Below are 24,203 nucleotides of genomic sequence, written 5' to 3'. Positions count from 1 at the left end.
GGTTACCTCTCTCCGAATGACGTTGAGAACAGCTTGTACAGTGCTGAATCGGTCGGGATGCGACCGTCCATCGGGATCACCGCATTACCTGAGCGCATGAGGCCGTGGCCTGGTTGTACGTTCGTGAAGAATCGGCGCTGCTCTTCGGAGAAGTGCAGCAGCTCGCACAAACTGTCGGCGTCAGTTGCGTTCTGGCCCAGCAGCAGCAGGAAGTCACAGTTAGCGAGCATCAGGCGTGCGTCCTGGTTTGCCAGCAGCTCTTCGATGTTCTGCGTGATGCCGGTGGGGATCAGCCCCCACTTGCGCGCACGCTTGTACAGGCCGCGGAAGTAATCCGCGCTGTACTTGTTCGAGAACAGCAGGTGGAACTCGTCAATGTAGAGCCAGGTGCGGCGGCCCTCGGCGCGGTTGCGAGCTACGCGGTTCCAAATCTGATCGAGAATGACCATCATGCCGAACGTGCGCAGCTCGTTACCGAGCTTGGAAATATCCCACGACACAAGCCGGTTTGCCGGGTTGACGTTCGTGCGGTTCGAGAAGCCGCCGAGCGAACCAATCGTGTAGATTTCGAGCATTCGCGCCAGCTCGCGGCCTGCGTCTTCGCCGCTCTGTGCGAGTGCTTCGCGCAGCTCCACCAGGGTAGGCATTGGCCCGCCTTCGGCGGCGTGCTTCCTGTAGAGCGTGAGGGTGCTGCGGTCTGCGACTGAACGCTGCTCGGGCGTCAGTCCAGCCTTGCCGCCCACGAGCGCTTCGAGCATGGTCAGCACGAACTCGCACTTGGCGTTGATCGGGTCATCTTCGCCGGTCGTGAAGTTGAGCTCAATATCCATCGGGTTCACGCGCTGCTCACTGCCCGCGTGAATACGGATGACTTCGCCGCCGAATGCCTCGATGAGCGGTTCGTACTCGTGCTCGGGGTCGATCACGATTACGTCATCGTCTGGGCGGCTCAGGAGCACGTTCGTAATCTCCATCTTGCCGCTCTGCGACTTACCCGAGCCACTGGTGCCGAGAATGAAGCCGTTGCCGTTAGTGGTACGGGTGCGGTCAGCCACGAGCGCGTTGCTGCTCTGTGCGTTCACGCCGTACCAGTTGCCACCGGGAACGAACAGCTCTTGCGTGGTGAAGGGCACGATGATTGCGGCTCCGGCCGTGGTCAGCGTGCGCCGCATGGGAATACGGCGGCGGCCGATAGGTAGCTCGGTCGTCAGGCCGTCGAGCTGCATGTAGGTTGCGACCTCGGCGGTGCAGCTCTGCTTGCGAATCACGGTCATCACGCGCTTCACGTTCTGTTCCATCTTCTCGCGTGACGTGGCGCTCACTCCCATGACCATCACCGTTGAGAACAGCTTTTGGTTCGAGCTGCGCAGCTCATCGCGGAGGCCTTGGGCCTCTTCGAGATTGTCCTTGACCGCGCGCGGGATCATTTCTTTGTCGATGCCCTGCTTGGTCGCGCGCTTCTGCTCGGTGATCTTCTGCATTTCAAGCTCTGCGATCTGCCGCTGCACAAGGCTCATGCCCTCGACCTGTTCGAGGGGTTCAAGGTGCAGCGAGATAGTCAGGTCGCACTTGATTTCGGTCAGCTCTGAGATGAGTCGATCCGAGAGCCACACGGGGTAATCGCGCATCCAAAGCACGGTGTGGTAGGTGTCTCCCGAGCCGTTGCGGAAGATGAGCGGGCCGTTCTTGTCCTTGGCGTCAATCTCCCAGGGCGCGACGAAATCGGCCGTTGAGAGCTTGCGGTTCGGCTCGAACTCGTCTTCGTTGAATGTGAACAGCTCGTGTGGTCGCAGAATGTGGCTGAACACTTCGAGGCGCTCGGCTCGGTTGAGCCGGTGCACCTGGCACCCGTCCATGCCTTGCAGCGCTGCCTCGGCCTCGTGGAAGATGCGCGTGAGGGTCGTTTCAGCCTTTTCGAGGTCGGTTTCTTGCACGGTAACGGTCAGGTACTTCTCCGTGACCGTGTTACCGCTGGCGGCCGCGAGCTTGTCGCGCACGATTCGGTTGAAGTCGGTGCGGAAGAAATCGAACTCGTCGCCTCGCAGCGGCTTTTGCACAAGCTGGCTCACGTCGGCGTCATCGAGCACGCGGTTCACGATGGTTTCCTGTACGCGGGTGCCTGCACCGTAGCTGTTCAGGAATCGCGCCCAGCGGTCAACGATGCTCGTCTGCTGGTCTTCGGCGGCTGCGACATAGTTGATGTCGCTGATGCCCAGTGTCATCGACCATTCATCTTCACCGAGCCAGGCGACGCCGCTGGGCATAATCGCTTCGTAGCCCAGTATGTCGCGCGTGCGCTTCGGCGCGGCCTTGTAGCCGGTGGGGCCAGCGTTATCGCTGCCAGACTTCCGGGCCTTGCGGTTGCGGCGCTCTCCGGGCTTTGCCTGGGCGGCGGCGCGCTGCTTCTGCTTGCGGGTGTTCCGTGATCGTTTTGCGGAGCTTCCGTGCTGCGGCTCGGCGCTGCTTGGCGCTTCGGTTTCGGCTGGTCGGCTCGGCAGGTTCGCCGGGCGCGACAGGTACGGGTTCTCCTGCGGAGTCGTTACCGGGCTGGGGTTCGAAGGTGTCTGCATAGCTAATCGTCTTTCTCATCAGGTGGTGGCGGAGGAAGAATCCGAGATACTGCTCGGGTTTGAGGCCCATAGGTCTCCACCAGCCCCATATGGCTGCTGGGATGAGCAACGGGAACATGACGTACATGCCGACCGTCGTTGCTTGTTCCATCGTCTGACCGATGCCCATGAGTCCTACGGTGACTCCGGCGAACGCGCCGCCGCCGATGCCAACCATGAACGCGAGTGCGGCGATCTGTCGCCAGGTGCGCCCAAACATCGGTTTGGGTTCGTAGGCGGCGATCTCCTTGTAGACCTTCATTTCAAGTGCCATGACTTAGCCCTCTCCGATGACCTTCTTGGCGAGGCCATTTGCACCGAACAGTAGGAAGATGAGCACGATAGGCGCGACGAAGAATTGGCCGAAGTTGCCAAAGATGAAGCCGACCATATCGCCGTCGTAGCTGCCGATATTGCCGAGCCAGCCCCCGAGTAGGGCTTGATACATCTTCACGGCGACAACGATGATGACGCCCGTGAACGCGACGCTCGCGAAGCCTTTGAGATAGCCAATGCCGATGCTCTTGGTGTCGTCGTGCCCGAGGAACGCGAGCGGCAGGCTCGCGAACGCGGTGAGCATGTACATCTGCAAGAACCGGATGAACACAAGCACAATGGCGATCACCGCGGCGATCTTCTGCACCACCCACGGCAAGAAAAGAATGACGATCATGCCGAACTTCTCCATGTTGCCGAGGTCATCGAGGTCGTCGCGCATCGCATCGCCCATCAGGGCGGCGTCTCCGCCGCCTGTGCCCACGTCCACCGAGTTCGCGGTGTTCGTGATCGAGGTAGCGATAGATGCGATTGCTTCCAGCAGCAGCACTGCGTTCTGTGCGACCACGAACACCAGAGCGATCTTGAACATGGTTGCGGCGACGATCCGCACGCCCAGCTCGCGGTCACCCTCAGCCCTCGTGCTCGTGGTCGCGAGCATCAGAACGAACATGATGCTGAGCACGATGGATGTGACGGGCTTCACCGCTGTGCTGTGGATCGTGAGCGCTGCCGAATAGAGGTCTGCGTTATAGACCTCCGGCGACAGCAACAAGTCGTTGGTAGCCGACCCCGCCCCTTGACTGAGGTGGTTGAGCATGGCTACCAGCCAGTCAGTGATATCCATTGCGGTGCCTTACTAGGCGACGATGACCTTGAACAACGCGGCGGCCGCGATGATGAGGCCGCCGCCGATGATCTGCCACACGCCCGTCTGAATCTGCGGGCCGTTCTGATCCTTGAGCGCGCCGCCCGTGACGATCGCTCCCCAGACCAGCCACAGGCCGCCGCCGATGATCGCGAAGGTGGTGAACAGGTCGAGAATCTGGTTGAGCAGGTCCATGGTGTCTCCTTTGGGTTTCCGACTTCTCGTAATATACTTTACGAGAAGTTAGTCGTTTTGTCGATATGGTAGAAATGGTGAGTATGCGGGGTGAACTTTCGGAGGCTGAGGCGCGGGCGCTCTCGCACCTGAACCCTCGCCGCTTCGAGCTGTTGCTGCGTGCAGCGCGGCTTGGCGGGCCGTTCACTGCACCGCAGCTCAGGGAGGCCGCGCCAGAGCACGCATCGTCGCTGACACGCGATCTGAACGCCCTAGAAGCGGGCGGGCTACTCTTAGCCTCACCGACCGCGGCTGAGCCGCGTCAGGGGCGGCCGGTGCAGTTCCGACTCGCCCCTGAGACGCCCGCGCTGTTCGCGCGGCTCTCCACCTTGATTTCAGAGGCATCTAGCTAGACTCCTGCCGTCGTTTTTATCGCGGCCTTGCGCGACTTGAACGGCTTGAGGCCTCGAATCAGCAAAATAGCCTCGTCGTTCGACATGCGCCCAATCTCGTCGGCTGTCAACAGCGCACGCTTCAACGTGCGCTGAGCCTTCGTGCGTGAGCCGGTGACGCCGTAGGTCTGCGAGAACTCGTCCATCGTGATCGTCTCGTCTCCGAGCTGCTTGGATAGCCACTCGTTCGTCTCCTGGTCGCGGCCGCCCAGGAACAGAAGCGAGTCACAGTTGCCAACAATCGCGTTCCAGTCATCGCGCCATATGGCCTTGCCCTGCGAGAAGGCCTGCACGATGATGCTGGCGCTGATCCCGCGCGAGCGGATCGTAGCCATGAGCACTTCAAAGCTCGGAATCTTGCCGATGTTGGCGAACTCATCGAGGAAACAGTGCAGCGGCACGTCGAGCGTGCCGCCCTCGTTGTGGTCAGCGATGTAGACGTTCTCCGCGAACAGCGACTGCCAGAACATTGCAGCGAGGAATCGGAACGTGACGTGTGTATCTGGGAGCTGCAAGAACAGCGCCGTTGGCTCTCGGCCGACGCGATCTAGCCCAATGTCGTCACTGGAAAGAATCTCGCGCACGTCGTGCATGTCGAGCGGCGCGAGGCGCACGCCGAGCGAGATAACGACGCTCAGGCGCGTCTCTGCCGGGCCTTGCTGATAGACGCGGTACTGACGTGCGGCGAAGTCGAGCATCTTCATCACGGCCTCGTCTTCTGCACCGAACGCGGCGGGGTCTGCCTTCCACTCTTCAACGATCTTGCGCGCGGCCTCCATCTTGAGGTCGGTGTCACTGTTGAACTCGTCAGGGTTGCTCTCGCTACCCTCCATCGCCTTGTGCAGGTCAACCACGGACGGCAAGTGCATCTGGCCGCTTTCCTCCGTCGTCGTCGCCCAGACGTAGGCGATGAGCGCGGTGAGTAGAGCGCGCTCTGCTCGCTCCCAGAACCCGTCACCGCGGCTCTCCTTGCCGCTGGTGTTCGCCATGATCGTTTCGGTGAGCTGAGCGACGCCGGTTTCTGGTTCGGTGTCGTTGATGTAGGCGAGCGGGTTGAAGCGATTGGACTGGCGAAGATCGACCAGGTTGAACGTGCGAACGCGCAGCCCCTTCGCTTCGAGGGGCTTGCGCATCGTGCGGTAAATCTCGCCCTTGGGGTCGGTGACAGCGAAGCTCCACCCTTCGATGGTCGAAAGGTTCGGCAAGACATACCCTCGTGTCTTGCCCGTGCCCGATGCTCCGAGCACGCACACGTTGAGGTTGCGGCGGGTCTTGTACGGATCGAGCGCGAGTCCTTCGGTCGCGGTGAGCTGCAAGCGCTCGGCGGGGTTCTTCGTGGTCAGCGGCTTCATGTCGCGCGCGGTTGCCCACGCGGCCGATCCCTGTTCCTCGCCCTGCCTCGTGTTCTTCTTCCCGCTCATGCCGTAGAGCACGATGAGTAGGAACAGCACGGCGGCCACGGTGCCGCCGATGAGTGCAGCTTGATCGAAGTCGAGCTGGAACAGCGAGGCACCGAGCGCGGGTAGGAACTGCTTCGGAATCTCGTTGACCGGCGTGCCCGCGGCGTATTCGGTCATGGTGAAGTGCGTTGCACGGTTACCGAGATAGAAAACGATCCCGCCGCCGATGAGCGCTCCAATGACCTTGCCCTTGGTGAATCCTTGGCTCATCGTTCTACCTCCGGTTCGCCTTCGGCGTGGGCGCGTCGTCGCTGGCATTGCGACTCGGCGTGCGCTTCTTCGTGCGCGTCTTACTCGAATCTATCTCCGCCTTGCGCTGCTTCACGTCCTTGTCGATCTTCTCGGCTGCGTGAGCGCGCGTGCGGTCGCGTGCGGTTTGCTCGGGCCGCTGCTCACTGCGTGTGAGCGCTGGTTCACGCTCGATGCTGTGGCCGCCGCGATCTGTCACCGCTTCGTCTGGCTGCGTCGTCACGCGCTCAGGCGCAGCGTCGTCGGTGCGCGTGCGTGTCTCGCTCAGCTCGGCACTCTCGACGCGCGGTGCATCCTCGCGCAGCTCGTCAGTGCCGTGTACGGGCACCTGTGTCTGGTCGTCGCTGCTCAGCGTCGGCTCGACGGTCTGCTGCTGCTCCTGCTGCGCTGCGCCCTGTTGCAGCTCAGGCGCGTTGCGCGCCAGCTTCTCATCGACGCGCTCGGCCGCGACCGTTAGAGCGTGCTGGATCAGCTCGGCATCCTTCCCCTGAACGTGGAAGGTGCGCGAGCCGTCGCGGTGCGTCTCAACGCTCCACACAACGCCGTGACGGCGCAGCTCGCGCTCTAGCTCCTTCGACACTGCCCGGTCGTCGATGTTCACTAGATCGCGCTTGCCCTCCGCGATCTTGCTGAAATCTTTGAGTGAAACCTGCCCGCTCTCGCGCTGCTTGTTGACGTTCTTCTGAATTGAACGGTAGATCGCGGTGACCGCTTTGAACGGCGCGGCCGCTACTCCCTTTCCAACCCATAGCGAGGCCTTCATGCTGGCGCTCGATGTGGTCATGGTGACCTTCTGTGTGAGCTGTTGCAGCTCGGCTTCACCCTTGTCTACGAGGTCAACCATTATCGTGTCCTTCCATCGTTGTTGCGTGTCGGTGCGTCCGGTCGCTGGCGATCTTCGTTGCGTGCGCGCAGCTTGTTCGCTTCCATTTCGAGGCGGTCTTGCAGTGTCATCGAGCGTGTGCCGCCGTCGCGATCCTGCTCTGCGTCATCGAGCGTGACCGCATCGGCCGAGCGTTCGTCAGCGCGTGCGGCGCGCTGTGCGTGCGTCTCGGCATCGCCCGCTGCAACATCGCGGCTGAGTCGCTGCGCTGCCTGCTCTCGCTGGCGCTGCTGCTGCGCTCGTTCGCTGCCCTCTCGTGCAGCGTTCGACTGCGCATGAATTCGATCTGATACAGACATCTTCGCTTCCTCCTTCGTTAGTTGCGTCAGTGCGTGAATGTCGCTCTTGGCTCCGTCAATCTCACGTTCCATGATGCGGAGTTGTGCTTGTAGGCCTGCGAGCTGTGCGGGGTCACCTGCGGGGGTCACCATGAGTTCGGCTGCTGCTACAAGCGTTGTCTGGTACGCGAAGTGACGCTCGGCAACGAACGCGCGTGCGCGTTCGATAGCGGCATCGGGGCCGCTGCGCCCGCTGTCACTCATCCATCGAGCCTTCGCGTTCACGCGAGCTTCGAGGGTGCGAAGTTCGCTGAGGCCGGTCTGCCACTTCGTCAGGTTTCCGCCGAGCTGCGCGTTCTTCGCGTAGTGCGTTGCACCCACTAGATCAGGTTCCGAGAACCACTTGTACAGGCCGATAGTGGGCACCGTCTTTGCCAGGTTGCCGCGTGCATCGGATAGCCGGTGCTCATCGTTTGCAGGTACATAGATGCGCAGCGCTCGACCATGCCGAACGATCTGAGTCTTGGCAACGGTCAGGTGTAGCTCGCGCTTCGTGCCCGGAACAATCACGGTCATCGTGTCGCGTGTCTCTTTCGTCACCATCGACACATCGACACCGATCTGGTTGACAACCTGGCGCGTGAGTCGAGCCATGATTGACGCTTCGGAGTACGCCGCGCCCAGTCGGTAATCGCGCACCGGTCGAGGCATCGAGATTTCGCGGAATGAGAGTGTGCCCGAGCGGCCGCCGCGTGTCGATACTTCGACGCCTGCGCGGCCGAGGATCGCTTGAAACTCTGTCCAGCTCGTCGCCCGAATGGCTGCTTTGTCAATCTCGGTGCGTATGAACTGCTTGCCGCTCTCCCCCTTGAGCACGCGGTAAATGTCTGCCATTGACCGCCCGCTTGCGCGCTCGGGCTTCGGTAGAACGCTCAAGCCTTGCGCTCTGCATAGCTCATCGCTCATGTCGCGAATGTTGCCGATGGTGCTCTTCTGAACACGGAACCGTCGGCCGGTTTCGCGGTTCACTGCGTTCAAGATGATGTGGTTGTGAACGTGCCCCTTATCGAGGTGCGTTGCAATCATGTACTCGTGCGATCCGCCCGTGATCTGCTCCGCGAGCTGCACGCCGAGTCGATGCGCGGTAGCAGTGTCTACGCCGTCTTTCGGGTCGAACGACTGGATCACATGATGCGCGAGCACGCTACCTTCGCGAGCCTTCGAGACGCCGACGCGCTGCGCGGTCTGCTCGAACTGCCGAGCAACGGCCTTGAAGTCAGACGGGTCAATGATCGTATCTGCGTTGGTCGAAACCCACACACCGTCAGCCGTTGCGTCAGGGCGCGAGATGTAAGCCAACGCCTTCGCGGGTGTTGACTTGATCTGCCCCATCTTCACAACGGCCATGTGCTCACTCCACCGCTTTCGCTGCCTGCTCGATCAGAGCTTGAATCTCGCGCACGAGCTGGCGCGTGTACTTCACTTCATCCAGCGTCGCGACGTTCTCAGTGTTCGCCTGCCTCGCGATCTGGTTGATGTTGTTGCCGATCCTCGCAAGCTCGGCACCGAGCGGTGCAGGATCGAACGCGATCTTTCGCACCTTCACTTCACCGTCGAGGATCGTTCGCCGCGCGAACTCATCGAAGCTCGACGCCTCCGCGAGAGACATGCGGCGCTCAACCGTCACCCACTCAGAGTCAGAAAATGAAATGAGCTTGCGAACCGGCCGTGCTCTGCGTGGCTCCGGGTTCGTCATGCTCTCTCCTACTAGCGGGTTCGGGCTGCAAGCCCGTTATTGTCAGTCCTACCGGACGGACAAGCCGCAAGTGGTTACCACTTGCTATGCTTGCTACCCTCCGTGAGTCCATCCTACCCCCGAAGCTGCACAGTCGCTAGACTGGGTAGCGTAGGGGTATCGGCGCAGCCGATCCTCTGCGTAGCAGAATGAGAGTCGGCCGCGCTGCGCGCGGTCGGCTCTGTCAGCGCCAGCCCTGCCGGGCTGGCTCAGAAAAGGGAGTCAGCATGTCTACTGAACGGAACATTGACGATCTGCTCAAAGAGGATGAAGCGCGGCTGAAGGCCAAGCGCAAGCGTCTGAGCACGTTCGGCAAAGCACTTGAGGATGCACGCGCCGCGAGCGTCAAGGCTGCGGATACGGCCGCCGAGATTCTTGACGCCGGTGACCTCACACGCGCCGATATTGCGAAGGTCTTTGCTCTGAGCAAGGGTGAGCGCTCGACGCTCATTCCGGCCGCGCAACGTCGCGCAGCGTCGGCGTCAGCGGCGCAGTCGCCAGTACAGTCGGCGCACGCCGAACACGAGCCAAACTACAGCGCGGCCAATACCGATCAGTAGGGCTTGCACGAGCCAGATGATGCCGCGGATGATCGCACCCGCGCCGAACAACACGAGCTTGATAACAAGTGCGATCACCAGAACCGCGACGACGATGAGGACGACTGCCATGATCTGCATAGTGTCTCCTTTCGCTCGCGGTTTTGTGTGTGAGGGCTTCCCCCGATGATATGAGATTAGCTCCGGCCTGGCGAGCCTCAAGGGCGCTTTGCGTCGCTGCACGATGCGGCTTCGCCGCACCCTTGACCCTCGCCAGGCCTACGCTGCGGGCTTCATATCGGGGTAAGCATCACTGCGAGTAGCGGGGCTACTCGGGCTTCGACAGGGCACGGCTTACCGAGCTGCGGCCGACGCCGAGTGCGAGCGCGATTTGCGCGTAGCTCATCGGCGGGTCAGCCTCCCGCATGGTCTTCGCCATTGCGATTCGCTCGGGTGTCATGACGGTCGGGCGGCCGCCGATGCGACCCTGGGAGCGTGCGTGCTCGACGCCTCGCCGGGTGTTCTCGCGGATCATATCGACGCGGAGCTGCGCGAGCGTCGCCATGATCTTGAGCATGGCTTCACCCATCGCTGTTGACGGGTCTATGTCCATCCACGGTTCATCGAGGCTGCGCAGCTTCACGCCTCGCGCTGCGTGGTCACGGATGACCGAGATAGCGATGCTGTCGGTGCCTGCTACGCGGTCGAGCGAGGGAATCACCAGCTCATCACCGGGGCGTTGAATCTTGCGGCACTCGATCCAGTCGGGGCGATCCTCAACGCGACTTGAATAGCCAACATCAACGAAAATTCGTTCGCAACCTGCCTGTTCGAGGCGGGCGATCTGCGAGTCTGCATTCTGCTCGCGGGTGCTGACACGGGTGTATCCGAGCTTCACGGTTATCGTCCTAAGCTCGGGCCACGCTCGGGCGGCTTCGGCTTCGTACCGTCACCCAGCTCGGGCGTATCCGGGCCGCGATCTGCTGCGTGCTTCGGCTTGCTCGGCCGAGCTTCGCGCAGCTCGTTCATCTTGCGCTCGATGCGCTCTCCGAGCGTCATCGGCTTCTCGGGCGCTGCGTCGCCTGTGACGCGGCCGCCCTCGTGCATGAGCACGTTCGAGCGCGGCACGGCCGCGTGCTCGAACACGGGCACCATAGGCCGATGATTCGGGGTGTACTCCCCCATCGGCGGCCGCGTGGCGGCCGATGCCAGGTTCCAGACTTCCTCGGGCACACGCTCGAACTCAAGCGTGTACGGCGACCGCTCCGCGATGTGTTCCATGAACACCTTGGTCGTCCTACCGTTGCCCTCCCTGAACGGATGAGCCTGGTTGACGTGGGAGAAGATTTCGGCCGAGCGTTCCGCGAACGCTCCGTGGTCGAGCTGCGCCCAATCGGTGCGCTCGACCATCGAACGAACGTCGGTCAGATAGGCGTCTATCGCGCCGTTGTGAGCGTCAGCGAACGGGGCCGTGCCACCCTTCGCCATGTTCACAGTCCGGTAAGAACCGCTCCACTCAAAAACGTCTTGAAAGATATGGCCGTGCAGGGCCTTCATGTGCTCGCCGTCGAACGTGCGAGCCACAAGCTCGGGGCGCAGCTCAAGCTCAGTGCGCCGAGCGAACGACATGCGATAGTCGTAGCTGCGCAGCGCCTCGAAGTCTCGGATACCGGGCACGTTGCGCAGCACACCGTGGCCGGTCTGAGCGTCGTAAGTTTCCGGGTAGAAGTATGACGCCCACGAGTCGAACTGCTGCGGCATCAGAGCGCGGCGGCCGCTCCGGCGATGCGCGCCGCCTTGTCGGCCGAGCGTGCCTGGTAATCCTCGAACGTCAGCGCGCCGCGCGTGTAGTCGATGAGGTCGGCCACGTCTTCTCGGTTCGGCTCCCATCCCTCATGCCAGCCTGCCGCGAGCGAGCGCACAACGGCTCGGCGCTTGTCAGCGTCGAGCTGGTCGAACAGCTCGGGCCAGCGGGCCTCTACGTCAAATGATGGTTGCGACATAATGCTGCACCTCCTAGTGTACTCCTGATTTTACCGGCCTGCCCGCAAACGGTATAGGGCGGGTTTCGGGTCGGGGTTGGTTTCGGTCATAGGTTTCGGTCGGTCAGATAGCGGCGTGTCGCTGCCTCGGCGGGCTGCCTCGGCGGGCTGCCCGAAAACGACCGTTTACGGGCAGTGTCACTTCGGGTAGCTCGGGCCGTCTACGACCAGCCCGAACGGACCGCGACGTGTGCCCCACGGCAGCGGCTTACCCTCGTCCATATCAGCGCACAGCCCGCACCTCGACGTAGGCGGCGAGGGCTTCGCGCACCACGTCAGATTCCTTGCGGTGCTCGCGCTCGGCAATTGCGGTCACGCGATCCTTGAGCGCCTGCGGCACGCGGGCACGCACCACGGGCGATGCTCCGGCCTTCGCGCCGACGCTCGGCCGCCCGAGCACAATGCGGGTCAGCTCGTCCACACTCGTCGCGCCCGTGGCCTCAATGAGACTACGCTGCGCCTCGGCGGTCGCCTCCGATCCTCGGCGCACGGTGCCAGGCTTTACCTTGAAGTCGCCGCGCTCGGCGCGCGCCGCCAGCTTTTCGTAGTTGGTGCTCATGGTGCTACTTCCCTTCGTTGAGTAGGTGTCGGAACAGATCACTCAGTGGCATCGCATGAAAGATCACAATGGTTCGCGGTGGACGGTGCGCGGCGATAACTTCGATGTAGCGATCAGTCTGACCGTGCGGGTGCCCGACATAGACCATCGTGACTTCGCCCGGCTCCCCATCAACTTCGGCCGATACCTCCGCGTGCATGATCGCGTAGAGCGAATCTTCGCGCGGAATGCCGTGCTTGTCGGCGCTACTCGTGAACTGAACTCCCATAACTAAAGGGTAGCACAAAATGCGGCTACATAACAGTAGCCCCATTTACCGTTGGCTGCCGCTAGCCGCGCATAAAGCTGCCCGGGTGTATCAGCGGCATTAAACAGATGAGGGGGCAAGAACCATGTGAAGGATTCCTGCCCCCTGGTGAGGCGCCCCTACGTGTCAGGGTTGAGTGAGTCCACCGGTTTATAGCAAGTCCGCCTCGTGGGGCGAGTTGAAGGATCACCAATCTGATGAGTTTGAGTTCCCCGGTCGCGGTCGTCGCGGCCGATGATGGAGTCGTGAGCGCACCCTCGATCCCGGACGGGCCGACGCGTCGGCGTTCGTTCTCGCCGGGCCAGAAGTTGCAGTACCTGTCCGAGTACGAGGTCGCGTGCGAGACGGGTGAGGGCGCGGGATACCTGCGCCGACATGGCCTGTACTCGTCGCTGATCTCGGAGTGGCGCAAGCAGCGCGACGCGGGTCTGCTGGAGGGCAAGAACCCCGGCGAAGCGGTCGGTCGTCCCAGCGCCGCGCAGGCCGAGAACGCCCGGTTGAAGGCGCAACTGCGGAAGGCCGAGGTGGAGTTGTCGATGACGCGGACGGCGTTGGAGATCATGGGAAAAGCGCACGCGCTCTTGGGGCAGATCTCCGAGAGCGCGGACACCGACCCGCGGCGCGGGAAGCGCTCATGAACACCTACGTCGAACTGGCCGCCGCGGACGTGCCGACCCGGCAGGCGGCAGCCCTGACCGGCGTGGCGCGTGCGACCGCGACCCGCGCCGCCTCCCGCGCACGCCGACCGGACCCCGAGCCGCCGTCGGCTCGTCCTGCCCCAGCGAACAAGCTCTCGAGCGTCGAGCGGTCGCTGGTGCTGTCCACGCTCAACAGTGACGAGTTCGTCGACAAGCCGCCGTTGCAGATCTATCCCATCCTGCTCGAGCGCGGCGAATACGTGGGCTCGGTCTCGACCATGTATCGGGTGCTGCGCGAGCACACGCAGGTACGGGAGCGGCGCCGGCTCGCGACCCATCCGCCGCGGAAGGTGCCGGAGCTGATCGCGACCGCCGTCGGGCAGGTCTATACCTGGGACATCACGAAACTCGCCGGCCCTGTCAAAGGCACGTACTACGACGCGTACGTGATGATCGACATCTTCTCCCGCTACATCGTCGGCGCCATCGTGCACGCCTGCGAGGACGGCCTACTCGCCAAGGAGATGATGACCGACGCGTTCGGGATCCACGGCACCCCCGAGGTCGTGCACTCCGACGGCGGCCCCTCGATGACGTCGAAGACCGTCCGCACACTGCTCGCCGATCTCGGCGTGACCGCGTCCCGCTCCCGACCGCACGTGTCCAATGACAACCCCTACTCCGAAGCGCTGTTCAAGACGATGAAGTACCTGCCCGTCTTCCCCGACCGGTTCGTCTCCCTCGCCCACGCACGGCAGTTCCTGGACGAATTCGTGCACGCCTACAACCACCACCACCGGCACACCGGCATCGGCATGCACACGCCCGCCGACGTGCACTACGGGCACGCCGACGCCATCGACCGCGACCGAGACGCCACACTCGAGGCCGCCCGCCGCGCCCACCCCGAACGGTTCACGACGCGACAGACGCGACCGAAGATCCTCGACCGAGACCCGGCCGCGTGGATCAACCAGCCACCAACCGACGAGATCCAACTCGCCGCCTAACACCCACCGGCCTCACTCGCCTTGACAAATTCCGGTGTCGTCTTCATCGTGCTGCTGTTCGTCACCGGACAGTGGATGCGGGTGATCCCCACCAGCTGGGAAGTCTTCCCCAACGCGCTCTCCGCGGTGCTGCAGTACATCTCGTTGGATTGGCCGACCGAGAACGGCTGGGTCAACTACAACTCGATCCAGCAGATCGCCTACTTCGTGACGATCTTCCTTGCCGCTCCCCTCGCCGCCGTTACCGGGTTCCGGATGAGTGGCATGTGGCCAAAGAACGCTGAGAAGCTCAATAAGGCCTACCCGATCGAGTGGGCGCGTGCGCTGCACTTCCCGGTGATGCTCTACTTCGTTGCCTTCATCGCCGTGCACGTTTTCCTCGTGTTTGCGACCGGCGCTCTGCGCAACCTGAACCACATGTTCGCCGCGCAGGGGTCTGTCGACCCGAATGCGTATGCCGATAACTGGACCGGGTTCTGGTTCCTTGTCGCAGCCCTCGTGGTGATCGCCGCAGCCTGGGTTGCGGCCCGACCCATGGTGTTGGCTCCGATCGCGAAGCTGTTCGGAACGGTGTCTGCGCGCTGATGGCAACGGATGCGCTCACCCATCGCGGCCCAATACTCCTCTCGCCGTTCAACCGGAGAGGGCTGGGTTAGTGTCCGTTCTCGGGTTCATTGGAGTCGCGGGCGGCCGCTTCGCCTCGATCCAAACCTTCGAGCTGAACCAGATCCGTCTCAGGGATCTCGAAATCGAACAATGCGATGTTCTGTTGCATTTGATCGGCGTTTGATGATCTGGGGATCGGCACGATTCCCTGCTGCACATGCCAGCGGAGCAAAATTTGGGCGGGGGAACGTTTGAGTTTCTCTGCCAACTCGACGATCTGGGGTAGTTCACGGAGCTGGGCGCCGCGCCCCAACGGGCTCCAACTCTCTGTCAGGATGCCGTGCCTAGAGTGATATTTTCGGGTCTCTGCGCGTGCGAGATCGACACTGAGCTGGATCTGGTTTACATCGGGCACATAACCCGTCGCTGCCACGATTCGATCGATGTGGTCAGGTTTAAAATTCGACACACCGATCGCCTTCACCAGGCCTTGCTCGACTAGAGAAACGAGTCCCTTCCAGGCATCAACATATCGGTCTTCCCACGGTACCGGCCAGTGGCAGAGGAAGAGGTCGAGGTATTCCAGCCCGAGACGCTTGAGGCTTTCTTCATACGCTCGGTGCACGCCGTCGACGCTGTGGTCCTCTTTGTTGAATTTACTGGTCACAAAGATCTCGTCCCGCGGCACAGCGGACCGGTGGATACCTCGACCTACTGCGTCTTCATTGGCATATTTATGGGAAGTATCGATCATCCGGTATCCACTCGCCAACGCGGTAGAGACCATTTCCTCGCACTCCTCACCCAGCAGCGGCCAGGTGCCGAGGCCCACGCGAGGAATGGAGTGGCCGTGGAGGAGAGGGATTCTCTCAGAAGAAATCACGATGCCCTTTCTTGGCAGCGACTATCAAGCCGTTTACCCGAGCATTTCGGACAAACTAGAGACCGCTTCCTTCAGGACACGGCTGAATGCGCGGAACTTGGCGGTAGGAAGACGATGCACAGGTGCCGATACGTTCACTGCGAGCGTCGCACCGTTCGAGCTGGGCACGGCGACGGCCACCGATGCGACGCCGTTCTCGCTTTCTTCGCGATTCGTGGCGTACCCGTCCCGTCGCACCTTCTCGAGCTGTCGCTCCAACTCGTTCCTCGTGGACACGGAGTGCGCAGTCACCTGATCGAGCGCCTCGTTCGGGTACAGCCTGTGCAGCTGTTCCTCGCTGAGAGTTGCCAGAAGGGCTTTTCCGGTCGAGGTGCAGTGTGCTGGCAGGTTTGTTCCGATTCGGGATGCAACGCGTACTGCGGCCGCGGGTTCGGAAACCGCCAGGAAGCGTACACGGCTTCCTTCCAGCGTTCCGATGTGGCTCGTCTCGCCTAGAAGGGTGCTTAAATCGTCGAGGACTGGCTGTGCGATGCGCGGTATGTCCATTCGGCGGAGCACTGAGAAGGCAACTGTCGTTAGTGCAGGGCCAGGGCCGTACATTTTGGTGCTGGGATTCTGACGGACGAAGCCTCGCCATGACAGCATCGCGAGAATCCGGTGTGCTGTTGAGGAGGCTACTCCCAGATGGGTGCTCGCATCTGTTAGTCGGATCTCCGATTCCTCTCCGAGGAGCAAGATCAATTTCAGTGCGTTGTCGACCGATTCGATTGGATACTGGGGTGGTGTTCCTTCGGAGGAGGGCTTCGTCACATATTTCTGCACCTCAGAAACTGTACTGGCTCGGTCGCGCACTATCCACCCCGGTCGATCTAGCGCGCCGTAGCTGAAAGCGAGACGCGGGAGGCGGAAAGATTGGCCGACAACTCCGTGCTGACGTCGTCTGTAACTCGTCGATTGGCGACAGCCCGACGGCATGCAATGAGCGCGCGCGGCCAGTTCACCACTACTGCGCCCATCAAGGTTGAATCTGCGGCTGTATACAACACTGCGAATTTGCCGTCGGCAGGATCACCGAGAATATCGAAGTCGGAGGCACCGGTTCTCCCCACCACCTGGATTTTCCAGTCGAACTGGTCGCTCCATACGTACTCGACCGTCTCATATTCGACGAGGTCGTCAGGATGCACGATGTTGTGTGCGACCGTCTTGGCTTGATCGACGGCATTAGTCCAGTGCTCCAGCCGCAGCACCTCATTGTTCGTTGCGCTCGTCCAACGCGCGATGTCGCCAACGGCAAAGACGCGATCGGCTCCGATCGCGTTTAATGTGGGACCGCAAAGCACACCGTTTTCTAAGACTAGATGTGACGACGCGAGCCATTCGGTGTTGACAACCGCGCCGATTCCGACGAGCACGCTATCCGCCCATAGTAGTTCGCCGTTGCTCAATTCAACCTCGAATGTGTCTCCGGCTCTGGTCACGCTCGATACGGTGTGGCCGAAAACGGTGGAGACGCCCTCCTTCCGGTGTTTGGTGGCGAATATGTTTCCTACGGCCTCGTTGAGGACGCGAGACATCGGTGCGGGATGGGGATCAACCATTGTGACGACGACGCCATGGTTGAGAGCCGTCGATGCCACCTCTGCGCCGATGAATCCGGCACCGATGATCAATAGGCGCCGTCCAGGCCGGAGCTCGTTGCGGAGACGGTCCGCATCGGCCATGGTCCGAAGTACATGGATGCCAGGACCATCTCCCCATGGGGAGCGGCGTGCTCGCGCCCCGGTCGCGATGACTAGAGCGTCGTAGCGGACGGCTTCGCCCGACTCAAGGGTCACAGTGCGTGCCTCGGTGTCCATCCCCACCGCCGGAGACCCGAGCTTGAATTCGGCGGAGAGGCCTGCGATCTCATCCGGTCTGAGCAGCGCTATTTCGTGCGGAGCCGCGCCGGACTGAAGGTAAGCCTTCGAGAGGGGCGGCTTATCATAGGCGGGGACGCTCTCTGAGTCGATCAAGATGATCTCACCGGAATATCCTTCGAGTCGCAGCGACTGCGCTGTCTTGATCCCGCCAACTGAGGCGCCCACGATGACTACGGTGGGCATTAGTCGACTACCATGAGTGCGGAAACCGGGCAGCTCCGGGCTGCCTCTTCGACCCTTTTGCGGTCTGATTCTGGCACCTCGGCTTTCAGCACTACGACTATTCCGTCATCGTCGATATCGAAGTAGTCTTCGGCGCCGATGACACAGTTGGCGTAGCCCTGGCAGGCACCTAGGTTGGCTTTGATGGTCGCCATGTGTTGTTCTCCTAGTTCAATGGGTCTCGGGGAACATCGGTTCGAATGGCGACGCGATCATCTCCGAGAAAGTTTGCGTCGTCTGCCAGGTCAGTGCTTCCAACTCGAGAGGGTCGAGCGCGACCCACTGGCCCGACTTCGGGGACTCGATGAGCAGTCTTGAACCGTTGCGAGTTTCGACGTGTGACACTCTGATTTCCGAGAACTCATTCGCGATCACCAACGGTATCCCCCGCGTTCTCGCTATCAAGCGCTGCCGGTGTTCCGCAGCTTCGATTGCCGCCAGACGATCCTGTTCAGCACCCTCCCACTCGAGTGTCATAGGAAGATCGCCAAGTTCTGAGTACGAAGCACTGATTCATCGATCATGATCACCCGGCGAGCTAGTTGATACTGACCATCCACGAACCGAAAAACGTCCTCGCGCTGCGCGGAGATTGTTGAGGCCGGGTTGGTGTCACCCCGGCTCCGGAAGAGCAGAACGGCCGAATCGGCGATGAGCTCTCCTTCGACATCGGTCTCGAACGCCCGGACGTTCGTGATGTAGTGCCGCAGACGCGAGGGAGGATCCTCGGTCCAGGCGTGTTCGGTGAGGAACCGTGCCACCCTGCGACTGAGAGAGTACTTGTTCTCATCCCAGTGCGCCATCTTGGGGCTTGTGGAGTAGCCGGCACCCAGTGCCGTTGTGACACGCACGGGCATTAAATAATGGATATCGTCTGTGAGTGTCTCGAGCCAGTCTTCGTACCGCTGGTCATCGAGCGTGTAGGCCTCATCGACCAGCCACCTGGACAACTCAAGATGGCGAGGGTCACCGAACGATAGTGACGCTCCCACTTTGCTGGCTTTGGTGGCATTCTTGCCGAGAACCGCTTGCGCCGAAAGGTCCGCTCCGATGAGAGTCATAATGACGCCCGCTTCGGGTCCGAGTCTGCCGCTTGTTCTGCAGCGAGTGCTTGTTCTGCAGCCAGTGCCGACGGGGTCGTTCGGATGAGTCCGACCACCGTCGGACGTGAGGGCTCGGTGGGTTCATCCTCGAGGTAGTCCGCCCAGCGGTTCAGTAGGTGGCGCTGGTTGTACTCGCCATAGCCGACATGGGCTTCGCCGGGGCCTGCGAACTCCTCCGAGGTGAGGGGGGCGACGACCGGTGAGCCGTCCTTCAGCATGCCCATCCGTCCATTAAGGAGCAGCCGGCGGGCCATTGAGCCCTTGGCCGTGTTGGTCAGTGAGACCCAATTTTCTACGTCATCTTGCTCGAACATGCCCGTGGAGCCGAAGCACATCAGATACGCCTTGTATGAAAGTTCCTTGAACTCCTCCGGAGCTTCAGCGTCGACAGCGAACCAGGAGAGCACTTCGGTCTCGTTCTCGCTGATCGGCTGCCAGGTGCGAATGGAGATGAATGGTAGAACGTCTTCGCCATCTTCAACCACGGGCCAGTTGTGCACGAAGCTCATGTTAGGGAAAGCGGAGGCGGCCGAAATCATGAAGCCGTTCTCTCCGATGACGTCGAGTTGCTCCTGTGTCCACACCTCCTTCATCCGGTCCACCATCTCCTGTGGGTAGCCGACGTATCTAAGCTTTTCCTCGACGTTTCCTGGTGGGAGTTTGTAGGTGGTGCCACCGCCGTTGCCAGCCCAATAGGTATTGCCGTCTTTTCGCTTCTCCGCCTTTGGCTCGCGGAAGAGACCGATCTCCACTACCGAGGTATGGGTCTGAGGGGTGTGGTACATATCGCCAGCGAAGTTCTCCGCGCCGATTTTCCAGTTCGCGTTGACACGCCACCGTTGTGGCCCCCGCAGTTCGATCCCACTGGAGGACTGCTTTGTGTAGTAGTCGAGGTAGAAGGTGAAGTCACCAAGGTACTCGAGCAGTGGGGGAGCATCAGGATCCATGCTGATGAAGATCAGGCCGTTGTAGCTGTCGAGGCTTGGTGCTGGCAACAACGTCGCACCTTTACGGCTGAAACCTTCTTCCCCGCCATAGGCTTCCTGATGGAACGGAAGTCCGATGATTCGGCCGTCATTGCGGTAGGACCAGCCGTGATATGGGCACCGGAAATGCGAAGCATTGCCCATCTCTGCCCGGCAGACCTGCATGCCGCGATGGAGGCACATATTGAAGTGCGCTTTGATCTCTCCCTTCTCATCCCGAACAACGATGAACGAGTCATCGAGAACTTTGCGTACTACGTAGTCGCCAGGTTGCGGGATCTCTGACTCGTGAGCCACGAAGAGCCACGCACGACTGAAGAGGTTCGATTTTTCTTTCTGAAAGACCGCTTCATCGTTGTAAATGTGGGCAGGGATCATCCCCGCCCTTATTTCATCGTAAATGGTGGAGTTGTGTTCCATGTGGGCTCCCTGCGATCGCGGCCAATGAAAGAGAAGCTATCTGCCTGGCAGAAATATACCCCCTCCGTCACCGAAGTGCAAGACGCCGTCTAAACGGATTACTCTGCAAGTCAGAATCTATCTCTGTTATTCTCGGACATGAACAGGCCTCTGAAAGGGAGTTAGCATGGTCTCTGCCCATCTGTTACAGGAACGCACCCTCGTTGCTAACGCATGTCGAGTGCTCGCACAACGGGGACTCGTCGACGACATTCTCGGCCATGTCAGTCTTCGAATCGACGATGAAACGGTGCTTGTGCGCTGTCGTGGTCCGCAGGAACGTGGTCTAGCCTTCACTGAGGTGAGTGACATCCACAGCGTCGGAATGGACGGGGCTCATGACTTGCCACAGGGGTACTCCGCTCCCAATGAACTTCCTCTGCACCTTGGTGTGTTGACGCGCAACCCCGAAGTGCGGGCGGTTGTGCATGCTCACCCGCCGGCGATCGTGGCATTCACCTTGACGGGGGAGGCGCTGCGACCCATCGTCGGATCCTTCAATATCCCGGCCATGCGCATGGCGCGGATGGGGATCCCGATCCACCCGAGTTCCGCGCTAATCAGGAATGCTGAGCGTGCCGACGCCATGGTGGCAACCATGGCGGACAAACCTGTCTGCCTACTGAAAGGACACGGATTAACGACCGTTGGCCGCACCGTTCCTGAAGCGGTCATCCGGGCCATCAATATAGATTCTCTTGCCCAGATTCAGTTGCGGGTGATGGCCGCCGGGGCGGCCGCTCCGGATATTGACGAAGACGACTTGCGTGATCTTCCTGACCTAGGATCGGCCTTCAATGACGACAACGTATGGCGGTTTCACCTTGCCGCTCTTGAACATGACAATCGTTTGATCCGCTGATATCAGATCGCTCGATCCAGGTCAGGGCCGACGCCTCCTTATTGCCACGCGAAGCCGGTCCACGAGTGGTAGCGTCACCCAGATAACGGTCGCCACTGTGAGCGGTGTGGTGATGAGGAGTTGCACCGGTATCGCCAGGGCGTGGAGTTTCGGACTCAAAAGGTATGCCGAGAGAACGGCGGGTGGATAGAGGGCGATCCAGACCGCAAGAGCCGTATGCCATCGGGGAGCTTTTCTTTCGCCGGCACGCATCGTGTCGGCGAAACCTTCGAGTCCTTCTATCGTCAGCGGTATGGGGTTTCCCTGGGTGAGTTCGTCTGCCGTGTCGAGATGTCCGAGACGTTCTTCACTCTCCTCCCAAGCGATGAGCTGATAGGCCGAGCTGAAACCCAATTCAACGATTACCGTCGTTACGGACTTCTGTTGAGTGTCGCGCACACTCGATGTGATGTAGCCGGGAAATCGCGCGGCCCGTCGACAGAGCTCGTCAGCCCAGTCACGAAGTTCTGATTCGCGGCCGGGAGAGGCGCGTCGAGAGATGATGACGAGTACGGGAAGAGTTTTTGAGTCCATGATGCCGAATCATGGATAGCATAACTCAGCTATTGGTCGAGACCCGAAACCAGGAGATCGGTCGACTGCGCTCAAACCGTGAGTCCTTCGGTGTGCCATAACGCATCGTCGACACTGGTGTCCGGGCTCAGGAGACAAGATGGAGCAGGACGCATGAGTTGCTAGATATGCCGTTGGGGGGAATCGTGCGACGGGCGCACTCGTATCCACCACGGACAGGGCTTAAGTGCTGTTTGTAACCGGCCAGTTGTGGGCGCGAGCTCGAGCCATGGGGCCGGGTCAGTGCAGATCTGCAATGGCGCGACACTCGCGTACTACAGGGAAGGTTAGACCTGGCAGCCTAACCGGGGCACAGGCGAAGATGCCGACTGGATATTCGGTGTATCACTCTGAGGACTAATCCCCCCCCTACGTGTCAGGGTTGAGTGAGTCCACCGGTTTATAGCAAGTCCGCCTCGTGGGGCGAGTTGAAGGATCACCAATCTGATGAGTTTGAGTTCCCCGGTCGCGGTCGTCGCGGCCGATGATGGAGTCGTGAGCGCACCCTCGATCCCGGACGGGCCGACGCGTCGGCGTTCGTTCTCGCCGGGCCAGAAGTTGCAGTACCTGTCCGAGTACGAGGTCGCGTGCGAGACGGGTGAGGGCGCGGGATACCTGCGCCGACATGGCCTGTACTCGTCGCTGATCTCGGAGTGGCGCAAGCAGCGCGACGCGGGTCTGCTGGAGGGCAAGAACCCCGGCGAAGCGGTCGGTCGTCCCAGCGCCGCGCAGGCCGAGAACGCCCGGTTGAAGGCGCAACTGCGGAAGGCCGAGGTGGAGTTGTCGATGACGCGGACGGCGTTGGAGATCATGGGAAAAGCGCACGCGCTCTTGGGGCAGATCTCCGAGAGCGCGGACACCGACCCGCGGCGCGGGAAGCGCTCATGAACACCTACGTCGAACTGGCCGCCGCGGACGTGCCGACCCGGCAGGCGGCAGCCCTGACCGGCGTGGCGCGTGCGACCGCGACCCGCGCCGCCTCCCGCGCACGCCGACCGGACCCCGAGCCGCCGTCGGCTCGTCCTGCCCCAGCGAACAAGCTCTCGAGCGTCGAGCGGTCGCTGGTGCTGTCCACGCTCAACAGTGACGAGTTCGTCGACAAGCCGCCGTTGCAGATCTATCCCATCCTGCTCGAGCGCGGCGAATACGTGGGCTCGGTCTCGACCATGTATCGGGTGCTGCGCGAGCACACGCAGGTACGGGAGCGGCGCCGGCTCGCGACCCATCCGCCGCGGAAGGTGCCGGAGCTGATCGCGACCGCCGTCGGGCAGGTCTATACCTGGGACATCACGAAACTCGCCGGCCCTGTCAAAGGCACGTACTACGACGCGTACGTGATGATCGACATCTTCTCCCGCTACATCGTCGGCGCCATCGTGCACGCCTGCGAGGACGGCCTACTCGCCAAGGAGATGATGACCGACGCGTTCGGGATCCACGGCACCCCCGAGGTCGTGCACTCCGACGGCGGCCCCTCGATGACGTCGAAGACCGTCCGCACCCTGCTCGCCGATCTCGGCGTGACCGCGTCCCGCTCCCGACCGCACGTGTCCAATGACAACCCCTACTCCGAAGCGCTGTTCAAGACGATGAAGTACCTGCCCGTCTTCCCCGACCGGTTCGTCTCCCTCGCCCACGCACGGCAGTTCCTGGACGAATTCGTGCACGCCTACAACCACCACCACCGGCACACCGGCATCGGCATGCACACGCCCGCCGACGTGCACTACGGGCACGCCGACGCCATCGACCGCGACCGAGACGCCACACTCGAGGCCGCCCGCCGCGCCCACCCCGAACGGTTCACGACGCGACAGACGCGACCGAAGATCCTCGACCGAGACCCGGCCGCGTGGATCAACCAGCCACCAACCGACGAGATCCAACTCGCCGCCTAACACCCACCGGCCTCACTCGCCTTGACAAATTCCGCCGCGCAAGCTATTGTGTCTTCTGGTTGGAAACAATTTCTGCTCAGCAGATAACTATGCGAAGAGGATGATCAATGCAGATCGTACTGGTGCACGGCGGATGGCAAGGCGGCTGGGCGTGGGACGGCGTCGCCGACGAATTGCGCGGCAAAGGACATGAGGTGTTCGCGCCGACGCTGCGCGGTCTCGAAGACGGTGCCGTGGACCGCTCCGGCGTCACGATGAGCATGATGGCGCGCGATCTGATCGATCAGGTAAGAGCGCTCAACCAGCTCGACATCGTGCTCGTCGGTCATAGCGGCGGAGGTCCGCTTATCCAGCTCGTCGCCGAGGCGATGCCCGAGCGCATCGGCCGGGTCGTCTTCGTCGACGCCTGGGTGCTGCGCGACGGCGAGACCATTAACGACGTGCTACCCGATCCGTTGGTCGCAGCGGTGAAGGCGCTTGCGAGTCAGACCGATGACAACACCGTCGTCAT

General features: G+C 61.5%; 28 protein-coding genes and 1 pseudogene. 7 read left to right on the top strand and 22 right to left on the bottom strand.

The window, feature by feature from the left end; all coding sequences use genetic code 11:
• Positions 1–2: 2 nt before the first annotated feature.
• From ACTNFK_RS12840 to ACTNFK_RS12825, 4 genes are all read right to left on the bottom strand, one after another.
• Complete coding sequence (locus tag ACTNFK_RS12840; RefSeq protein ID WP_086991025.1) at positions 3–2,264, bottom strand: VirB4-like conjugal transfer ATPase, CD1110 family; 2,262 nt, start codon at positions 2,262–2,264, stop codon at positions 3–5.
• 67 nt (positions 2,265–2,331) lie between these two features.
• The gene (locus tag ACTNFK_RS12835; protein WP_435907659.1) at positions 2,332–2,883 is read right to left on the bottom strand and encodes a PrgI family protein; all 552 of its coding nucleotides are present in this window, start codon (positions 2,881–2,883) and stop codon (positions 2,332–2,334) included.
• A gap of 3 nt (positions 2,884–2,886) precedes the next feature.
• The gene (locus tag ACTNFK_RS12830) at positions 2,887–3,732 is read right to left on the bottom strand and encodes a VirB6/TrbL-like conjugal transfer protein, CD1112 family (protein WP_081997066.1); all 846 of its coding nucleotides are present in this window, start codon (positions 3,730–3,732) and stop codon (positions 2,887–2,889) included.
• Positions 3,733–3,744: 12 nt separating this feature from the next.
• The gene (locus ACTNFK_RS12825; RefSeq protein ID WP_047523827.1) at positions 3,745–3,948 is read right to left on the bottom strand and encodes a hypothetical protein; all 204 of its coding nucleotides are present in this window, start codon (positions 3,946–3,948) and stop codon (positions 3,745–3,747) included.
• 83 nt (positions 3,949–4,031) lie between these two features.
• Between ACTNFK_RS12825 and ACTNFK_RS12820 the strand changes: the two genes are divergently transcribed.
• Positions 4,032–4,340, top strand: a complete 309-nt coding sequence (locus ACTNFK_RS12820) for a hypothetical protein (protein WP_435937623.1) — start codon at positions 4,032–4,034, stop codon at positions 4,338–4,340.
• Here the strand turns inward: ACTNFK_RS12820 and ACTNFK_RS12815 are convergent.
• Genes ACTNFK_RS12815 through ACTNFK_RS12800 form a run of 4 tightly spaced genes read right to left on the bottom strand, consistent with a single transcriptional unit; the run spans position 4,337 to position 9,005 of the window.
• The gene (locus ACTNFK_RS12815) at positions 4,337–6,049 is read right to left on the bottom strand and encodes a VirD4-like conjugal transfer protein, CD1115 family (protein WP_047523831.1); all 1,713 of its coding nucleotides are present in this window, start codon (positions 6,047–6,049) and stop codon (positions 4,337–4,339) included. The two genes, ACTNFK_RS12820 and ACTNFK_RS12815, sit on opposite strands and share 4 nt — an antisense overlap.
• 4 nt (positions 6,050–6,053) lie before the next feature.
• Positions 6,054–6,932, bottom strand: a complete 879-nt coding sequence (locus ACTNFK_RS12810) for a DUF3801 domain-containing protein (protein WP_047523833.1) — start codon at positions 6,930–6,932, stop codon at positions 6,054–6,056.
• Positions 6,932–8,656 (bottom strand): relaxase/mobilization nuclease domain-containing protein, encoded by a 1,725-nt coding sequence (locus ACTNFK_RS12805; protein ID WP_047523835.1) that lies wholly within the window; start codon positions 8,654–8,656, stop codon positions 6,932–6,934. Before ACTNFK_RS12805 ends, ACTNFK_RS12810 begins: the two co-directional genes overlap by 1 nt.
• A gap of 4 nt (positions 8,657–8,660) precedes the next feature.
• On the bottom strand, positions 8,661–9,005 hold the full coding sequence (locus ACTNFK_RS12800) for a MobC family plasmid mobilization relaxosome protein (protein WP_435937624.1): 345 nt from the start codon (positions 9,003–9,005) through the stop codon (positions 8,661–8,663).
• 266 nt (positions 9,006–9,271) lie between these two features.
• On the opposite strand from ACTNFK_RS12800, the gene ACTNFK_RS12795 reads away from it, so the two are divergent.
• Entirely contained in the window at positions 9,272–9,604 is a 333-nt protein-coding gene (locus ACTNFK_RS12795) for a hypothetical protein (RefSeq protein WP_047523838.1), read from the top strand.
• Here the strand turns inward: ACTNFK_RS12795 and ACTNFK_RS12790 are convergent.
• From ACTNFK_RS12790 to ACTNFK_RS12765, 6 genes are all read right to left on the bottom strand, one after another.
• Entirely contained in the window at positions 9,527–9,724 is a 198-nt protein-coding gene (locus ACTNFK_RS12790; protein WP_052193758.1) for a hypothetical protein, read from the bottom strand. The two genes, ACTNFK_RS12795 and ACTNFK_RS12790, sit on opposite strands and share 78 nt — an antisense overlap.
• A gap of 187 nt (positions 9,725–9,911) precedes the next feature.
• A complete protein-coding gene (locus tag ACTNFK_RS12785; protein WP_231555071.1) occupies positions 9,912–10,481 on the bottom strand; it encodes a recombinase family protein in 570 nt (189 codons plus the stop codon).
• Positions 10,482–10,483: 2 nt separating this feature from the next.
• Positions 10,484–11,344, bottom strand: coding sequence for a Fic/DOC family protein (locus ACTNFK_RS12780; protein WP_047523841.1), 861 nt, complete (start codon positions 11,342–11,344; stop codon positions 10,484–10,486).
• On the bottom strand, positions 11,344–11,586 hold the full coding sequence (locus ACTNFK_RS12775; protein ID WP_047523843.1) for an antitoxin VbhA family protein: 243 nt from the start codon (positions 11,584–11,586) through the stop codon (positions 11,344–11,346). The genes ACTNFK_RS12780 and ACTNFK_RS12775 overlap by 1 nt, the downstream gene beginning before the upstream one ends.
• Positions 11,587–11,848: 262 nt before the next feature.
• Complete coding sequence (locus ACTNFK_RS12770; protein WP_047523845.1) at positions 11,849–12,184, bottom strand: ribbon-helix-helix domain-containing protein; 336 nt, start codon at positions 12,182–12,184, stop codon at positions 11,849–11,851.
• Positions 12,185–12,188: 4 nt separating this feature from the next.
• Positions 12,189–12,452: a hypothetical protein gene (locus ACTNFK_RS12765; RefSeq protein WP_047523849.1), complete on the bottom strand. Its 264-nt coding sequence runs from the start codon at positions 12,450–12,452 to the stop codon at positions 12,189–12,191.
• 236 nt (positions 12,453–12,688) lie between these two features.
• Here ACTNFK_RS12765 and ACTNFK_RS12760 point away from each other — a divergent pair.
• Together ACTNFK_RS12760 and ACTNFK_RS12755 are read left to right on the top strand one after the other, a co-directional pair.
• A protein-coding gene (locus ACTNFK_RS12760; protein ID WP_223309011.1) for an IS3 family transposase occupies positions 12,689–14,139 on the top strand; the annotation gives its coding sequence in 2 pieces (ribosomal slippage) (positions 12,689–13,064 and positions 13,064–14,139; 1,452 coding nt in all).
• A gap of 21 nt (positions 14,140–14,160) precedes the next feature.
• The gene (locus tag ACTNFK_RS12755) at positions 14,161–14,724 is read left to right on the top strand and encodes a cytochrome b/b6 domain-containing protein (protein WP_417512585.1); all 564 of its coding nucleotides are present in this window, start codon (positions 14,161–14,163) and stop codon (positions 14,722–14,724) included.
• A gap of 67 nt (positions 14,725–14,791) precedes the next feature.
• Here ACTNFK_RS12755 and ACTNFK_RS12750 read toward each other — a convergent pair whose 3' ends face one another.
• From ACTNFK_RS12750 to ACTNFK_RS12720, 7 genes are all read right to left on the bottom strand, one after another.
• Positions 14,792–15,577 carry an aldo/keto reductase gene (locus ACTNFK_RS12750; RefSeq protein WP_417512584.1) on the bottom strand — a complete coding sequence of 262 codons (786 nt, stop codon included), beginning with the start codon at positions 15,575–15,577 and terminating at the stop codon, positions 14,792–14,794.
• Positions 15,578–15,661: 84 nt separating this feature from the next.
• A complete protein-coding gene (locus ACTNFK_RS12745; protein ID WP_417512583.1) occupies positions 15,662–16,450 on the bottom strand; it encodes an IclR family transcriptional regulator in 789 nt (262 codons plus the stop codon).
• Positions 16,451–16,497: 47 nt separating this feature from the next.
• Complete coding sequence (locus tag ACTNFK_RS12740) at positions 16,498–17,733, bottom strand: NAD(P)/FAD-dependent oxidoreductase (RefSeq protein WP_417512582.1); 1,236 nt, start codon at positions 17,731–17,733, stop codon at positions 16,498–16,500.
• Entirely contained in the window at positions 17,733–17,927 is a 195-nt protein-coding gene (locus ACTNFK_RS12735) for a ferredoxin (protein WP_417512581.1), read from the bottom strand. Before ACTNFK_RS12735 ends, ACTNFK_RS12740 begins: the two co-directional genes overlap by 1 nt.
• A gap of 16 nt (positions 17,928–17,943) precedes the next feature.
• Positions 17,944–18,249, bottom strand: a complete 306-nt coding sequence (locus ACTNFK_RS12730; protein ID WP_435937745.1) for a hypothetical protein — start codon at positions 18,247–18,249, stop codon at positions 17,944–17,946.
• Positions 18,246–18,833 carry a 3-phenylpropionate/cinnamic acid dioxygenase subunit beta gene (locus ACTNFK_RS12725; RefSeq protein ID WP_417512580.1) on the bottom strand — a complete coding sequence of 196 codons (588 nt, stop codon included), beginning with the start codon at positions 18,831–18,833 and terminating at the stop codon, positions 18,246–18,248. Before ACTNFK_RS12725 ends, ACTNFK_RS12730 begins: the two co-directional genes overlap by 4 nt.
• Positions 18,830–20,281, bottom strand: coding sequence for an aromatic ring-hydroxylating dioxygenase subunit alpha (locus tag ACTNFK_RS12720; protein ID WP_417512579.1), 1,452 nt, complete (start codon positions 20,279–20,281; stop codon positions 18,830–18,832). The genes ACTNFK_RS12725 and ACTNFK_RS12720 overlap by 4 nt, the downstream gene beginning before the upstream one ends.
• A 166-nt stretch (positions 20,282–20,447) precedes the next feature.
• Between ACTNFK_RS12720 and phtC the strand changes: the two genes are divergently transcribed.
• Positions 20,448–21,182: a 3,4-dihydroxyphthalate decarboxylase gene (gene phtC, locus ACTNFK_RS12715; protein ID WP_417512578.1), complete on the top strand. Its 735-nt coding sequence runs from the start codon at positions 20,448–20,450 to the stop codon at positions 21,180–21,182.
• 21 nt (positions 21,183–21,203) lie between these two features.
• Here phtC and ACTNFK_RS12710 read toward each other — a convergent pair whose 3' ends face one another.
• The gene (locus ACTNFK_RS12710; RefSeq protein WP_190265273.1) at positions 21,204–21,755 is read right to left on the bottom strand and encodes a putative antibiotic biosynthesis monooxygenase; all 552 of its coding nucleotides are present in this window, start codon (positions 21,753–21,755) and stop codon (positions 21,204–21,206) included.
• Between the two features lie 486 nt (positions 21,756–22,241).
• On the opposite strand from ACTNFK_RS12710, the gene ACTNFK_RS12705 reads away from it, so the two are divergent.
• Positions 22,242–23,692, top strand: a protein-coding gene (locus tag ACTNFK_RS12705) for an IS3 family transposase (protein WP_223309011.1) whose coding sequence is annotated in 2 segments (ribosomal slippage) — positions 22,242–22,617 and positions 22,617–23,692 — 1,452 coding nt in all. Because the reading frame shifts where the segments join, the coding sequence is not laid out codon by codon here.
• A 107-nt stretch (positions 23,693–23,799) separates the two neighbouring features.
• Positions 23,800–24,090, top strand: a pseudogene (locus ACTNFK_RS12700) (alpha/beta fold hydrolase); the annotation flags it as partial.
• Positions 24,091–24,203: the final 113 nt, after the last annotated feature.

This window comes from Leucobacter fengyongliangi, assembly GCF_052386045.1.
Note: the sequence above shows the minus strand (reverse complement) of the source record. Positions and strands in the feature narration are given on the sequence as shown.